The 16,667-nt window shown below is 34.3% G+C and carries 10 protein-coding genes; 4 read left to right on the top strand and 6 right to left on the bottom strand.

Features of this window, described 5'->3' with window-relative positions:
- Positions 1-115: 115 nt before the first annotated feature.
- From LXH21_RS11710 to LXH21_RS11685, 6 genes are all read right to left on the bottom strand, one after another.
- Entirely contained in the window at positions 116-1,300 is a 1,185-nt protein-coding gene (locus LXH21_RS11710; protein WP_239866064.1) for a PNGase F N-terminal domain-containing protein, read from the bottom strand.
- A complete protein-coding gene (locus tag LXH21_RS11705) occupies positions 1,297-3,516 on the bottom strand; it encodes a GH92 family glycosyl hydrolase (RefSeq protein ID WP_239866062.1) in 2,220 nt (739 codons plus the stop codon). The genes LXH21_RS11710 and LXH21_RS11705 overlap by 4 nt, the downstream gene beginning before the upstream one ends.
- A 460-nt stretch (positions 3,517-3,976) precedes the next feature.
- Positions 3,977-5,077, bottom strand: coding sequence for a family 10 glycosylhydrolase (locus LXH21_RS11700; RefSeq protein WP_239866060.1), 1,101 nt, complete (start codon positions 5,075-5,077; stop codon positions 3,977-3,979).
- Positions 5,078-5,145: 68 nt separating this feature from the next.
- The gene (locus LXH21_RS11695; RefSeq protein ID WP_239866058.1) at positions 5,146-6,219 is read right to left on the bottom strand and encodes a carbohydrate-binding family 9-like protein; all 1,074 of its coding nucleotides are present in this window, start codon (positions 6,217-6,219) and stop codon (positions 5,146-5,148) included.
- 11 nt (positions 6,220-6,230) lie between these two features.
- Positions 6,231-7,202: a glycoside hydrolase family 130 protein gene (locus tag LXH21_RS11690; RefSeq protein ID WP_239866056.1), complete on the bottom strand. Its 972-nt coding sequence runs from the start codon at positions 7,200-7,202 to the stop codon at positions 6,231-6,233.
- A 145-nt stretch (positions 7,203-7,347) separates the two neighbouring features.
- Positions 7,348-9,621 (bottom strand): GH92 family glycosyl hydrolase, encoded by a 2,274-nt coding sequence (locus tag LXH21_RS11685; RefSeq protein WP_239866054.1) that lies wholly within the window; start codon positions 9,619-9,621, stop codon positions 7,348-7,350.
- Positions 9,622-9,743: 122 nt separating this feature from the next.
- Between LXH21_RS11685 and LXH21_RS11680 the strand changes: the two genes are divergently transcribed.
- The 4 genes from LXH21_RS11680 (at position 9,744) to LXH21_RS11665 (ending at position 15,876) form a co-directional block, all read left to right on the top strand.
- Positions 9,744-10,802 carry a sensor histidine kinase gene (locus tag LXH21_RS11680; RefSeq protein WP_239866052.1) on the top strand — a complete coding sequence of 353 codons (1,059 nt, stop codon included), beginning with the start codon at positions 9,744-9,746 and terminating at the stop codon, positions 10,800-10,802.
- A gap of 44 nt (positions 10,803-10,846) precedes the next feature.
- Entirely contained in the window at positions 10,847-11,551 is a 705-nt protein-coding gene (locus LXH21_RS11675; protein ID WP_239866050.1) for a LytR/AlgR family response regulator transcription factor, read from the top strand.
- 360 nt (positions 11,552-11,911) lie between these two features.
- The gene (locus tag LXH21_RS11670) at positions 11,912-14,221 is read left to right on the top strand and encodes a beta-N-acetylhexosaminidase (RefSeq protein WP_239866040.1); all 2,310 of its coding nucleotides are present in this window, start codon (positions 11,912-11,914) and stop codon (positions 14,219-14,221) included.
- A gap of 20 nt (positions 14,222-14,241) precedes the next feature.
- The gene (locus LXH21_RS11665; RefSeq protein WP_239866038.1) at positions 14,242-15,876 is read left to right on the top strand and encodes a beta-N-acetylhexosaminidase; all 1,635 of its coding nucleotides are present in this window, start codon (positions 14,242-14,244) and stop codon (positions 15,874-15,876) included.
- Positions 15,877-16,667 lie beyond the last annotated feature (791 nt).

Here is a 16,667-nt window from a genome sequence, read left to right as displayed (position 1 = left end):
AATCTAACAAGGTGTTGGTTAAAAAATACTTTCTTTTTTAACTCTTACTATTTCCATAATGTTATCCTATTGCTAAGAATTTGAATTAAATTTCTATTAAAAGAGATCGAAAAAATTAATCTTCGTAGGTTATATAGGCTGAAACCAACCAGTGATTGGCTTTGTCTTTTTCTGATTGTGTTGCAGGGATGGTGATTTTCATATTATGCTTACCCGTCTTCAAATCTCCCAAGCTTATAGAATATGGTTTGACCATCGATCCTGGACACCAGTTGGATCTCGAAAGATCTGATGAAGCCAAACGTTCCTCAATTTCTTTTACTTTATAAGTGTTGGTCTCATAATCTCTGTACGAAGTTGAATCTTTTTTCAACCACACACCAGAGGTAGGACTAAAGCGTCTGAAAGAAGCACAGTCGTCACGCCAAGGAATTGTATCTAGTACCAACTTATTATCCAGATGAATACTATTTTTTATCTTGATAAATTCATCTCCTCCACTGTGCCCACCATGACCTGTGGTCGTATAATGTAATTTAGCATTTTTGAGATTTTTAGCTATTTCAAATACATAATCTAACGAACCGTTGGCAAAAAAGTCGGGTAAGCCCTGACCTTTCACATAGTTTACTGTATTTATAAGCGGAATGACTTTTGTGATTTTTGTAGGGCGATCAGAATATTTCAAACTAAGATCAATTTTATAACCTTCTTTCGTCCAAGTGTCAATCCATACTCCTATATAAAAAGTACTGGTCACCACACTAGCTAATTGTGAAATGTCTTGTTCCCAAACTACTTCATTTTCCCATTTAGGAATATAAACTGGTTTGCGATGTTTACCATCATCATTGCTGTAAAATCCAACTCCAAAAGGTGTCATAAATCGCAATAACTCTACAGCCGGTTTATAATCTTCTGTTGCCAAAATACCTTTATGTTTCTTGTCAACATTCGATTTGGGAGGAAATTCTTTTTCGCCTTTTGAAATAGCTATCATCGAAATTTTACTAGGATCTGTAACTATAAAACAAGATCCCGATTTGTCCCATCGATCTCCATTTGACTGTAATGATAATTTAATTAAAACATCGGTTCCTTTATTGTAACTTGGAACAGTAATTTTTTTCAAAACCAGTCTTCCTCCCTGAAGCCTAATTACGTCTGCATCTTGACCTGCATCTTCTTTACCAAAATTGATTAGCTGATTCTTAAAGACAACTTTTTCTAAAGCATTTTGTGCATTACCTTTCTGATTGACAACTAGTATTGCAAGTATTAGTAATATTTTTATTTTCATTTCAAATTAATTTTTAAATTGGATCCTTTTACTAAATCAGCGTGGTTGATGAAGTAACTGTTGTGTACTTTACTGTCTAGCTGAATATTATCTATAATTCCTTCTTCTTCCCCAGTTTTCTCGATAATCAACTCTTTTCCTTTGTAGTATTGTGAATCTAGCGCTATTGTTACTTTATCAAAAACTGGAGTCGTTATGCTGTATACAGGCTCTCCTGGTGAAATAGGATAAATTCCCATCATGCTGTAAATCAACCAAGCCGACATTGTCCCCGTATCATCATTCCCAGGAAGGCCCGCTGGTTTGTTTTGAAAATATTCTTTCACCAATTTCTGCACAGTTTTTTGTGCGCGCCATTCTTCTCCCCTTACATAATTAAACAAATAAGGATAGGCGATATCTGGCTCATTTGCCATATCAAATTGATTGGTATCAAATATTTTTTGTAGCTGTGCGCTAAAAGCTTTTTGTCCGCCCATTAATTTCATTAAACCTTTTATATCATGAGAAACCATAAAAGCATACTGCCAAGCATTCCCTTCGATAAAGCCTACACTCTTAGTGAAATTTGTACCCGCTAGTGGGTCAAATGGTTCATAAAAACTTCCATCATCATTACGAGGGTGTAAAAGATTTAATTTTTTATCGAATAGTGCTCTGTATGAAGTAGAACGTTTTAAAAAACGCTTATAATCTGTTTTTTTATTTAATTCTTTTGCAAGTAATGCAATAGAAAAGTCAGTAGCATTGTATTCCTGAGTGGTTGAAACCGAACCTTCTTGATGTGCTGTTAAATATCCTTTGTCGATATAATTATCAATACCAGGACGCAGAGGGTTATTTTTTCGCGTATCGGCACTCTTGACCATTGCAGTATATGCTTTTTCAATATCAAAATCTCGTATCCCTTTTAAATAAGTATCCGTTATTATTATTCCTGCAGGATCGCCAACCATAGTAGTGGTCTCAGTTGCATTTAATTCCCATTTGGGCAACCAACCGCTTTCGTCATAAATCGAAAGCATACTCTTGACCATATCTGACTGCTGTTTTGGGTAAACTAAAGACATAAGCGAATGCAAATTGCGATAGGTATCCCATAAAGAAAAAACCGTAAAACGCGTGTCTTTAGTGTTTAGTGTTTCTCTAGTCATCATTTTTGGGTAATCTCCATTGTAATCATTAAGCGTATTTGGGTGTAGTAACGTATGATATAAAGCAGTGTAAAATATTGTTTTATCATCTTGAGAACCACCTTCAACCTTAATCTTAGACAAATTGGTATCCCAATTTAAAGCGGTTTGTTGATGAATTTTTTCGAAAGATAAGTCGTGTGTTTCCTTTTCTAGATTCTCTCTAGCATTTTCAATACTCACATACGAAACTCCTACTTTGACCTCAACTTGTGTAGGTTGATCAAAGTCATACTTAAAGTAAGTACCAATACTGTCACCTATAACTTCTTTGCGATATTCCTCCATGATTCTTGTCTTACCATTGTAGGGCATCCACTGTGCTTCTTCCCCTTTGTAGGCTTTTGGAGTTTTCCAAACACCAAACGACTGGGCTGGCTTGCTAAATTTTGCGACAAAATAAATCGGGTATGCCTCTTCTGGTTTGTAATAGCAGAAAGAACCAACATTACGCATTCCTTCAATTTCTGTCGAAGAAACGATTTTTACTGCAGCTCCTTCTTCATTGGTTAAGCCCAAACCTAAATTCAATAAAACATTGGCCCTTCCTTTGGGGAAAGAATAGCGAGAAACACCCGTTCTAGTGGTGGCTGTTGTTTCTACTTTGACATTGTACTTTTTTAAAGTAGTACTGTAGTAACCCGCTTTTGCTACTTCATTGGTATAAGTACTACCATATTTTAAATGGTTTGTTTCTAACTCACCCGTGGTCGGCATTAATAAAATCACTCCCAAATCTGGACAACCTACTCCGCTCAAATTAACATGAGAGAAACCGGTTAAAAAATTGTTTTCACTAACGTAGGGGTTTGACAACCAGCGGCTGTCTTTCTCTAGTATATTTTGTTTTCCTGCAACATTAAAAGGAGATACACTTACCATTCCTCTTGGGGCAATAGCACCCGGATTTGTAGCTCCAAAATTTGAAGTTCCTATAAATGGATTCACATAATTGGCGAATTCTTGTGCTCGTGAAGTACTCACATACATAAGCACAGCAGAAATAATCAACTTTTTTATCATAAGAGAATGTATAAGTGTAGGTTTATAGATAAGACCTATTTTATTTATTTCCTCAAATTTAAACTTTACAAATTTTAATTTTGACACTCACCGGGTCGAATTTCATATAATAATGATATTCTTGCACGGCTTGTAAACCTTTTATCCTATTTACTTTTATTTTCTTTTTCGAAAACAAACTAGTAGTTCAGTTAATCAAAAGGGTTCTGAATTAATTTGTACAGTCTCAAATCATGGAACTATTTAAGTCTTACTAATTTTAGTTTCTTAGAACGTTTGCAGCAAACGGGTTTGATGCTAAAAAAAATGCTGCACCACAATCACTAATAGGAACTATGATGCAAGCATTTGTGTTTATTTGCCATTCGCCCCATAACAAGGCATTGTTTTTCAACGGTGAACATTTTAACTTTCGATTAAAATAAATCTTTATCCTATTGAAATCTGTCAAGCAAGTTTATTATTTTTTAGAAGCTTTTATAATTTCAAATTGCTCTTCTGTCATGCTATAATCATCAAAAAAGGCAACACCTTTTGCACCATTATCTTTTGCCATTTGAATTGCGTCTTTTAAATCGGCATTACTTAATTTTGGTGTATACAAACCTGTGTGCAATTCTGTAGCTCTACCTTCTAGATCGGTAACGCCTTGTTTTGTTGCGTAGCCAATCCAGTCTAATTCTTCATTATAAAAGTTATAATAGATCATTGGTAAAACCATGTCTATTTTCCATTTATCCCAACGTTGGCGCACCATATGGTCTGCCATTTCTGGATAAGGGAATACAGCAGCACTTAATTTCTTATTGTGTTTGTGTACAATATCATACGCTTCTCCTACCAAAGATTTGATTTCGTTAAGACGGAAATTCTTCCATTCGATATCAATCGCAGGATTTTCCATTTTACGTGGGTCTTTGTGATGCAATTTCATAAATTTTTCCACACTCGCATCAGAATAGTCAAAATCATAATCTGGTAATTCCTCTTCTTGTTTCAAATTGTATTTTGGTAACAATCCTATTGGCAAATATACATCTGGATAACGTATGTAATCTAAATGTACACTCGTTACACCATCCACTTTTGCCAATCCTTCTACCAGGCTTAAAATATGTTTTCTAGCCTCTGGATGACTTGGTGACAACCATTGGTAGTAACCTACATAAGGACGCTCGTCAAAACATGATTTTCCGCTTCTACTTACCATGTACCAATCTCTGTGTTTCAAAGCAATACTATCTCCAGGTCTGTTGGTGGTAAACATCCAAGCATGCACTTCAAGTCCTACTTTTTTGGCAATAGGCGCTACTCTTTGTAATAAAAGTGGATCTGCACCTGTATTGACTAGGATAGCATCAATACCATACTTTTTGAGTTTGGTAAAATGGGCCTCAAATTCTGCATCTGTCTTTTTATTCCCTACCGAGATCCAGTTCCAGTATTTAAAATTCTCAGTGGTTTGAGTGGTTGTTGATTCCACAACGCTACTACGTTTTGATGTAGTATTACATGCTGCTAAACTCAATAATAGGCTAAAAAAAGCTACTCTTAATTTCATAGTGGTATATTTTATTTTTTTAGTGGTATTTATTCTCTTCAATTAGTCAGTTAATGGAAACTAACTGTTTATTTTTTTGATATCAATTTTCCGTCTTCTTTTATAATCAGTAATTGATTGGTAAAGGGACTTCTCGCAGAGATATTAAAACCTGTAGCGTGAATCTCTAATTTTGGAACTATTACTTTTCCATCAACCATCAGTGCTGATTTTGTCAAACTATTGATTGAATTGTAATAGTTTCCAGATTTTTGATAAAATGCATTTTGAGTTCTATACAGTTTGTACATCTCCCATTTTAACTTTTCGTCTTGCGGAATTTTAAACTTATTTTCTGTCGAAGGAGCTTCGGACGAAAAGAATACATAACCCCATTTTTCTGGTTCGTGCATATTGATCACGCCCATAGGTGACCATACCCAATTGTACTCGTGAGCTAATTTGCCGTTAGCGTCTCTTTTTCGATCGTATTTTCCGTCAGTTATTTGATGATCCCAATTCACTCTTGAAAAATTCACTCTCCAGAATTTGTCTGCAGGAACATTTTTCTGAAAATATCCAGTTTTATAAACATCCCAAGGAATTGCAATTTCTAGCATCCAGCCTTCGTCAGTATCTGTAGGATTATTTATAGTACCATTTATTTTTACCGCAGATTGCAGACCATCGATATTCCAATCATTTAAAACGACATTTCCTGCTCTATATGGTTTTGAAATAAATAGATCCCAAGCTGTATTAAGGGCGTTGAGCTCCAGTTCATAATAATTGTGTGTATCATTATCTGGTTCTACAAAAACTTCAAAGTCATTATTGTAAAAAATAATGGTATCTCTTTTGGTTAAATTGGCCCAAACGTGAGGCTCTTCCATCTTTGCGAGGATATAATAGTATTTATCGTCCCATAACATTTTGATTTGAGTTTTGTATTTGGGTTTCTTAACCCCCTCAATATCTATAAATGGTTCTGTCCAAGCCACCTCGTTCCATGCTTGATCTGAATCTTCACCATCAACAATAATTTTTTGAGCTGTTTTATAAGCAGTATATGACTTCGGCACCACCTCTTTCGCAGTCTGCGCATTTGCAAAATAAGTAGTTGCTACCAGTAGTATCGCTATTTTTATTTTCGAAAAAATCATTTATTTTGGTTTTACAAACTATTATTTTTGGTAAACTCTAATACCTCACTTAACTTTCCAAATGCTAAAGCTACAACTGTATCTGCAGCACCATAATAGACAGCCAATTTATCTTCTTCGATATCGTGTAATGCGGCACATGGAAATACTACATTGGGCACATCACCCACTTGCTCGTAAAGTTCGGCAGGACCTAATAAATAAGGTTGTGTTCTGTATTTTACTTTATCAGGTTGATTTTCATCTAAGATTGCAGCTCCCATAGCATATCTAAAACCATTGCACGTATTAATAACACCGTGGTACAACATAAGCCAACCTTCTTTGGTAAGAATTGGGATTGGTCCTGCTCCTATTTTGGTACATTGCCAAGCACTGTCTACAAAATCTGTAGCTTTCATTACGCAACGGTGTTCTCCCCAGTACTTCATATCGGGGCTGTAACTTATGTATATATCTCCAAATGGCGTATGCCCATTATCACTTGGTCTGCTTAACATCGCAAATTTACCATTGATTTTTTGTGGAAATAAAACTCCATTTCTATTAAAAGGTAAGAAAGCATTTTCGCACTGAAAAAATTCTTTAAAGTCAAATGTATAACCGATTCCGATTGTTGGACCATTGTAACCATTACACCACGTTATCCAATAGCGATCTTCGATAAATACTACTCTAGGATCGTATTTATAGTCTGACTCAATCATCTCTGTATTACCTGCTTGCATAACAATAGGTTCGTGCTCAATATCCCAATCGATTCCGTTTTTACTGAAACCAGCAAAAATATTCATCTGAACTGATTTGTTATCGCATCTAAATACACCTGCGAAACCATCACCAAAAGGTACTACAGCACTATTGAAGATACTGTTTGAACTTGGTATTGCATATCTGTCAATAATAGGATTCTCTGAATAACGCCACATAACGTCATTGCAATTTTCTGGCTTCTCTTGCCATGGAATAGTTGTTGTTTTCATTATAAAACTTTGTATTTTAAACTTTAAATAATCAGTCCTTTTTTAAATTATCCTGATTGAAAATTTCAATCAAGATATTCGGTAATTTTATTTTTAATCAATGCATTACGTTTAGCAAATAGCTAAAGCTCTATTTTCGAAATTCTTAATTTTCAGTACCTTTTGAAATACCCCAATTTTTATTAGGCTTTGCTCCCATTTTAAAATGGAGTTCTCCACCTTTTAATATTGTTTGGTGAGAAATTGTCGTTTGATCAAAGACAACCCCATTCAGCGTAGCCGATTGTATATAGATATTTTCATTCGAAACCTCATCAGCAACTATAGAAAATGTTTTACCATTTGGTAGGTTAATAGTGGACTTATCAAATAGTGGACTGCCAATTTCATAAACCGTAGATGCTGGGTTTAAGGCATACAAACCGATTGAACTTAGCACATACCAAGCACTCATTTGACCACAATCTTCATTACCACTCAAACCATTTGGAGTTGTATTGTATTGTGTATCTAATATCTTCCTAACCCAATATTGCGTTCTCCAAGGTTGACCAGCATGATTAAAGAGATAAGCAATGTGGTGACTTGGCTCATTACCATGCGCATATTGACCTATTAATCCTGAAATATCTGGAGAAATATTATCTCCATTGATTATCGAACTTTCTGTGAAAAGTTGCTCTAGTTTATTAGTAAATTTATCATTGCCTCCATGAAGATTGATAAATTCTGTAACATTATGCGGTACAAACCAGCTATGTTGCCAAGCGTTACCCTCGGTATAATCGGTATGTTCTCTGTGGTTTGAATATTTAGGATCAAATGGTTCATGCCAAGAAACCCCATCTGCAGATTTACCTCGCATAAAGCCGGTTTTCGAATCAAATAAAAATTGATATGCTTTGGAACGCTTCAGGAAAAACTCATAATCATCGTCCTTACCCAAAGCTTTGGCCATTTGTGCCACACACCAATCATCATAAGCATATTCTAGTGTGATGGTTACCGACTCATCGTATAAATTGTAAGGCACGTAACCGTATTTATCGTAATAATCGAGTCCACGCTCTTTTTGCATCATAGTGGTCTTCATGGCTTGATATGCTTTTTCTGCATCAAAGCCTTTAATACCTTTAAGATATGCTTCTACAATTACAGGAATCGAATGATAACCAGTCATTGTATTGGTTTCGTTACCATAAAGTGTCCAAACAGGTAAACTCTTTTTTGTTTCGTAATAGGCCAACATGGTATTAGTAATATCTGAAACTTTGTCGGGTGCTATTAATGTCAACAGAGGATGCTCTGCTCTAAAAGTATCCCAAAGAGACAAAGTAGAATAAGCTGTATAATTTGCTGCCTTAACAATCTCATCATTTTCCTTCCTGAATTCTCCATTTTTATCACTGAAGGTTACAGGAGCTAGTTGTGCGTGATACATAGCAGTGTAGAAAATTGTTTTAAGAGAATCAACTGTAGTCTCAACTTTGATTTTTGATAATGCTTCGTTCCAAATCACTTCAGATTGCGCTTTTGTTGCTTCAAATTCAAAACCTTTTTCTTCCAAGTTTTCCTTAGCGTTTTTAACGCTTACCGATGAAAGAGCAACTTTTACTAAAACTTCATTTGAACTGCTTTGATCAAAAAACAGTTGTGCAGCCGTTTTTACAGCATTGCTATCAATGACTTTAACAACTTTTTTGTCTGCAACTAAATTATACCTTACAATTGGTTTTGAAAATTTTGCTACAAAAAATACTTTCTGATTTTTTGCCCAGCCTTTACTAAAACGGTGACCGCTAATAGTATAATCATCTTCAATTTTTATAGCTGTACTGGTTGCCTTGTCCCAGTTAATACCGAAACCTAAATTTACAACTACTGATTGTTGGTCTCCTTTTGTAAAAGTATATTTATGTAAAGCAGTACGTAATGAAGTTGTTAACGCTACATTTATCTTTGGATTTTCTAGAAAAACTTGATAGTAACCTGGCGAAGCTTTTTCGTTTGAATGGTGGTAAACTGATTTGTACGGAATAGAATCACGTGAACTTGGCATCGGTGTCAAGTCTACCTCTTTATTGGTTGGCATAAATAAAACATCTGCCAAATCTCCAATACCAGTACCGCTCAAACTAAGGTGGCTAAAACCAACTACAATAGAATCTGAGTAATGATAACCAGAGCACCAGTCCCATTTACTAATACCATTTACGGGACTTACCTGCAACATTCCAAACGGCACAGTTGCACCGGGATAGGTGTGACCATGTCCACCTGTACCAATAAAAGAATTTACATAATTTATCGAATTATGTTCGTTTATTTCATTTTTTCCGATACTTTTACCGAATCTGATACTTTTACTGCACCCTATTGCGAAAAAGACTAACAAAAATAGTAGTTTAAAATTCCTCATTTTTTGAAATTGCGTTTCAGTTTATAAAATTTCATAAATTAAACGATTATTAAAAATTATTTAGACGGATAACATATGAACACAGCTAAACATACAAAAAACAAATAACAACCTATAACAAAATGAATTTTAACTCCAAACAGGTATATTCTATATCCATAATTCATCATATTATATTTTGGTCCATCTACTTTTTATTTAATGTTTTCAAGTGGGGAAGCTACTTTGATGACTACGCTTACTCTTTTAAGACAAATTTATTTGGGTTCCCAATACACATGATTTTATGCTATTTTAATCTGTACTTTTTAATGCCCAAATTTGTATTTAAGAAGAAGTATTTATCGTACATAATATTGATTTTATCATCTATTTTCTTGATGGTCGTGATCAAATTTAACCTAACTTTTTACTTAGTAAACAGTAATGTATGGCCAGAAGGACCTGTCCCTACCAATAGGCTAACACTCAACTACACGATCGACATGATGATTGGTGAACTTTATGTAATCACTTTTGTTACTGCTATAAAAATCACTTTAGATTTCTTGAAAGAAACCAAGAGAGTTGCCGATTTGGAAAAAGTGCAACTAGAAACAGAATTGTTATTTTTAAAGACTCAAATTTCTCCGCATTTCTTCTTTAACACACTTAATAACATCTATTCTCTAGCAGTTGAAAATTCGAAAAAAACGCCCAAAATCATTTTAAAGCTATCCGAATTAATGCGCTATTTACTATATGATACAGCAAATAAAAAGCAGACGCTTGAAAACGAAATACTTTGTATTCAAAACTATATTGATTTGGAACGCATTCGGCACAATGACGAATTAGAAGTTGATATGGCAATTTCCGGCGATATTCAAGACAAAGAAATTGCACCAATTTTACTACTATCTTTTATCGAAAATGCCTTTAAACACGGGGCTCATAAGAATATCGGAAAAGTTAAAATTGATATTAGCTTAATAATTAGAAAAGAATTTCTTTACTTTAGAGTCTCTAACCCTATGCCTTTAAAAACGCAACATGCCGAACGCTTTAATCATTCAAGCGGAATTGGTTTGGAGAACGTTAAAAAACGATTGGCTCTGGGATATAAAAACAGTGATTACAAGCTTCTAATCAACAATGACGAGAATACATTTGTGGTAAAACTCAAAATTAAAGTGACTTAAATATTATTTGCAATTCATAAAAATTGATAAACAGTTAAAAGAAAATGAAAATACAATGTTTGATTATCGACGATGAACCATTAGCTATAAATGTCATCAAAAATTATTTGGAGCAAATTGAAGATTTTGAGTTAGTGAGTACCTTTGGTAACGCTATCGAGGGATTGAATTTCTTAAAAACAAACACTGTCGATGTAATTTTTGTAGACATTAATATGCCTGTTTTAGATGGTATCAATTTTATAAAAAGTTTAGAAACTCCACCACTTATTATTATCACCAGTGCTTACAAAGAATTTGCATTAGAAACTTACGAATTGGATGTACTAGATTATTTGGTAAAACCAATTGAGTTTCCTAGGTTCATGAAGGCTTTGAACAAAATCAATAGAAGACTAGAAAATAATAAGGTCGCCTACGTAAATACCGCGGAGAGACTTTATCTTTTTGTCAAAATTGATAAGAAGAAGATGAAAAAAATATTTTTGGATGAAATCTTAATTATTGAATCTTTAAAAGATTATCTAAAAATAAGTACTACTACCGGCAAATTTATTATCCATAGTACACTTCACGATTTTACCAATTTATTACCTACAAGAGATTTTATAAGAATTCATCGATCGTATACCGTTGCAATAGATAAAATTGACGCAGTAGAAGGAAATAGCATCGAGATTGAAGGCCTTCGATATGTAATTGGAAGATCGTATATCGATGAAGTGAAACAAAGAATTCTCAACGTTTAGATTGCTTTTATTCTAATCATAGCTTGCACACAAAACCTATAATTCGACAAGAAAACGAAACTTTTCAGCAAAACACAATTGCTATTAATAGATTATAAAATAGTACCTACTACTAATTGGCTACCATTCTGGTTCAGGATATTACCCTAAATTTTTTTATATCTACAACTACAAGTTGTTCGTCGAAATTTTAGTTCGAAAAAAATTGATTCGTCTATTTTTATTGTTACAAATAAAGCACTAATTGTGTGTTGTTAATTCCTATTTTCAAAGGATGAAATTCACGCATAAATGTAGACTTATCCTAATTTTAACCTAACTGAAATGATTTATTATTTTCGAAAAATAAAATTAATAACATTGTCACTTTCTCTTGCTGCCATAATGGTTTCTTGCGCAAAGAGAGACGTAAAAAGAGGCAATCTTTCTATCATTCCTTTACCGGTAGAAGTAATTGCAAGCAAAGGTTATTTTATACTTGATAAAAATACCACTATTAGCGTTGAGAATGCTGAGCAGCATCGAATAGCCTCAATTTTTTTCGGAAAATTCAAAACTACATCTGGTTGGATTCCTAAAATAGAAACAGCAAAGAAAGATGCTTCGATCATTTTTACTACAGATCAATCACTGGCTAATGAAGAGTATGTATTGGCCGTTGCTAAAAAATCAATTCAAATTAAATCAAATTCAGGTGCAGGGTTTTTCTATGCTTTGCAAAGTTTAGGGCAATTACTTCCCCCTCTTTACTATTCAAAAACAATACAATCCAATAAAACATGGTCAATTCCTGTAGCGACATTAAAAGACAAACCTGCATTTAAATGGCGAGGTTATATGCTAGATGTTTCCCGCCACTTTTTTGACAAGCAGCAGGTAAAAGATGTTATTGATTTTATGGCGGAAGTAAAGTTAAATCGCTTTCACTGGCATTTATCCGATGACAACGGATGGCGAATTGAAATAAAGAAATACCCTAAGCTAACCGAAATTGGCGCATGGAGATTGAATGAAAATGCAAAAGATGAATACACCTCAAACTGGTGGGGACGACCAACCCAAAAGGAAGGTGACATGGCGACTTATGGCGGTTACTACACACAGGAAGATATCAAAGAAATTGTTGCCTATGCAAAAGAACGCTACATAGAGGTTATTGCAGAGATAGACATTCCTGGTCATTCCTTGGCAGCTGTTGCATCCTATCCCGAAATATCTTGCGCCAAAGGTCCGTTCTACGTTGGTACAGGCGGTGTCAATAAAAACAATACATTGTGTCCTGGAAAAGAAGTGACATTTGAATTTGTAGAAGGTGTCCTTACCGAAGTAATGGATTTATTCCCCTTTGAGTACATACACATAGGTGGTGACGAATGCAACAAAGACGCATGGAAAGTAGATCCTGATTGTCAACAAAGAATGAAGGATGAAAACTTAGCCGACGAACACGAATTGCAAAGTTATTTTGTAAAAAGAGTAGAAAAAATGGTTAATGCTCGTCATAAGAAAATGATTGGCTGGGACGAAATACTAGAAGGTGGACTCGCTCCCAATGCTACTGTAATGTCATGGAGAGGCGAAAAAGGCGGAATAGCAGCTGCAAGAGAAAATCATGATGTGATAATGACGCCAGCTCGGTACTGTTATTTTGATCTAAAGCAAGGAGACGATGATTTAGAACCAAATTTAGGTTATGCTTACACTTTTTTGAAAGACACCTATAATTATAAAATTGTGTCTGATAGCTTAACAGCCCAGCAAGGAGAACATGTTTTGGGAATTCAAGGAAATTTATGGACCGAATCTATCACCAATTGGGGACAACTCACTTACATGACTTTCCCTAGATTGTATGCCGTTGCAGAAAATGGCTGGACGAAACAAAAATCAAAAGATTGGACTAGTTTTACAGATCGATTATTGACCCAATTTGAAAGACTGGACGAAAAAGGAGAGCGCTATGCAACCAGCGCCTACAATGTACGTATTGATCACAAAGCTACAACCAAAGGAACTATTGCTATCACATTAGGGACAGAGGTCGCTGATTTAGCTATTTATTACACAACAGATGGCAGCTTGCCTACATTGAACTCAAAAAAATATCTTACTCTATTTGAGATAGACAAAACGTTGACTCTGAAGGCAACATCATTCATAAATAACAGGCAAATAGGAAATATATCTGAACGATATTTCCCCGTGCACAAAGGATTTGGGGCTCAGGTAATTATCAATTCCAAAAACTACAATGGCAAATCGCTTGATGGCTTAGTAGACCTAAACTATGGAAAACTCAACCAAGGAGATAAAAACTGGAATGTATTTACTGGTGACCTAGATGTTGCTATAGTATTTCCTGATCTTACAGAAATAGAACAGCTAAAAATTACCAGTTTGAGATTTACAATATCAGGAAATTACGTGCCTGAAAATTATGAACTCTATGGCTCAAAAGACGGTCAAACTTTTGTAAAAATAACTGAAGTTGATTTAAAAGAGCAAAGTCATACTCAAGGCAGAAATAAAGTCGAAACTATTCTTAATTTTGAAAAGACTATTGTAAAGGCCATAAAGGTAAAAGCCAAAAGCGTAAATCCTATTCCAATAAGACATCATCAAGCCGGAAATGCTTCCAAAATAATGATCGACGAAATTGTAATATTTTAATTAAACAAAATTGAACCCATATGAAACAATTATTTTTATTAGTAACACTCTCCATTTTATGCAGTTGTAGTTCTAGCAAATACGAAACAATAAAAAATAGCGCCGCAGATTATCAAGTAATTCCAAAACCGACTAGTTTGACAATTCAAAACGGTCAATTTTTACTTACTGAAAACACAAAAATAATCGCTGCAGCTTCTTTGGAAAACGAAGCGAACTACCTATCTAATTTATTAACTGAAGTTTCTAATAAAGAAATCGCCTATACAAATGCTGGTTCAAAAAAAGGATCAATTACACTGCAAATCGATCCTACTATTGCAAATGAAGAAGGTTATACGCTAGTAGTTAAGTATGATGGTATTACTATTTCTGGTAAAACGGCAACTGGCGTTTTCTATGGTATTCAAACATTAAGTCAATTAATACCTGTAGATAAAACGCTCTCAAAACTAGCTATTCCTGCTACAATTATTGAAGATAGTCCCCGCTACGTATACCGCGGAATGCACCTGGATGTTGCTCGACATTTTTTCTCGACCGACTTTGTAAAAAAATACATTGATATTTTAGCGATGCATAAAATGAATACATTTCATTGGCACCTAACAGAAGATCAAGGATGGCGAATTGAAATTAAAAAGTATCCGAAACTTACTTCTATCGGTGCTAATAGGAAAGAAACAATTGTAGGCCACGGAAATACCTGGAATAAAGAGAATGTGCAATACGACGGAATTCCGTATGGTGGATTTTACACACAAGAAGAAGTAAAAGATATTGTAGCTTATGCAACGGAAAGACATATAACTATTATTCCAGAAATCGAACTACCAGGACACTCATTGGCTGCTGTTACTGCGTATCCTGAACTAGGAAATACGGGCGAGCAATATGAGGTTGGTACGAGATGGGGGGTGTTCCCAGAAATCTATTCACCAAGCGAACAAACTTTTACTTTTCTTGAAGATGTTTTGACAGAGGTGATGGCATTGTTCCCAAGTAAATTAATTCATATTGGTGGTGATGAAGCTCCTAAATCACAATGGGAGAACAGTAAACTTGCTCAAGAAGTTATAAAAAAAGAAGGATTAAAGGACGAACACGAATTACAGAGTTACTTCATCAGAAGAATAGAGAAATTTTTAAATTCTAAAGGTCGAAATATTATTGGCTGGGACGAAATTTTAGAAGGTGGACTAGCACCTAATGCTACAGTTATGTCATGGAGAGGAGAAAAAGGAGGAATCGAAGCTGCAAAAATGAAGCATGACGTGGTAATGACGCCTACTAAATATTGTTACTTTGATTTTTATCAAACAAGTAAAAAAGAAGATGAACCACTTGCAATTGGAGGTTTAACTACGGTTGAAGATGTTTATAGTTACGAGCCTACTCCAAAAGAACTAACTGCAGAAGAGGGTAAATATGTCTTGGGCGCACAAGGAAATGTATGGACAGAATATATGAGCACACCAGAACATGTTGAATACATGATCTTACCGCGATTAACCGCATTATCAGAAGTAATTTGGTCAAAAAAAGAAGATAAGAATTGGACTAATTTTCAGGAAAGACTGCAACATATCACTAAAATATATGATGCCAAAAATTACAATTATGCCAAGCATAGCCTAAAGTCTAAAGAAAAATAAAAGAATATCTTATAATAAATTTCCTGTTTTGAGTAGCAATCCAATACTACTTAAAACAGGATTTTTTATGACTATATGCGAGCATCATACATTATTTTAAATAGCTTATAAGACAGTATTTCCACTTCTCTTCAGGATCATTTAAAAAGAATGGTCAAAATACAAACTACTCAACTTACCATTATTTTATTCGAAAATGAGCTGATTATGCCCCTCTACTCTTTAGCTTTTATTTTCTCCATGTCTTTGGTAGAAACAAATGAAAATCGTCCAGTATTCTAGTATACAATTTGGATTAGCTTTATCTATTATAATTTTAGATATTCTATAATTTTTAGTACTTATAAAAACATATAGTAAAAAAAATGCTCAATATTTTTACATATTAAGCAACTTTATAAGTAAGTATTTTCAATTTTTTCGTCTTTTCATCGAAGTTCTTCAGTTGTTTGTCGAAACTAAAGCCAGAAACGATTCTAATCAATTAGTTTTATTTTATATTAAAAAAAGCTTAAATAATTGTGAATTTTAAGCCAACAACTAATAGTTAGGTAATTACCGCCAGAACTATTTCAAAATTAGAGCTTCTTCTTAACGTATTCAGAAGCAGTTTCTTCACCCCATAATTCAGGAACAACCATTGCATTTTTCCTTTATTTCAAAAAGAGACTAACCGTTAATTATAACTATTTATTTTAATTCAAAAACTAACATATGGCATAAAAAAACTAGCAAAGAATAACTTAATAAAACCAACATTCGAAAGAGTTTTTAAAACTCAAAAAAATAAC

It is taken from the genome of Flavobacterium algicola (genome assembly GCF_022399565.1).
Taxonomy (GTDB): domain Bacteria; phylum Bacteroidota; class Bacteroidia; order Flavobacteriales; family Flavobacteriaceae; genus Flavobacterium; species Flavobacterium algicola.
Note: the sequence above shows the minus strand (reverse complement) of the source record. Positions and strands in the feature narration are given on the sequence as shown.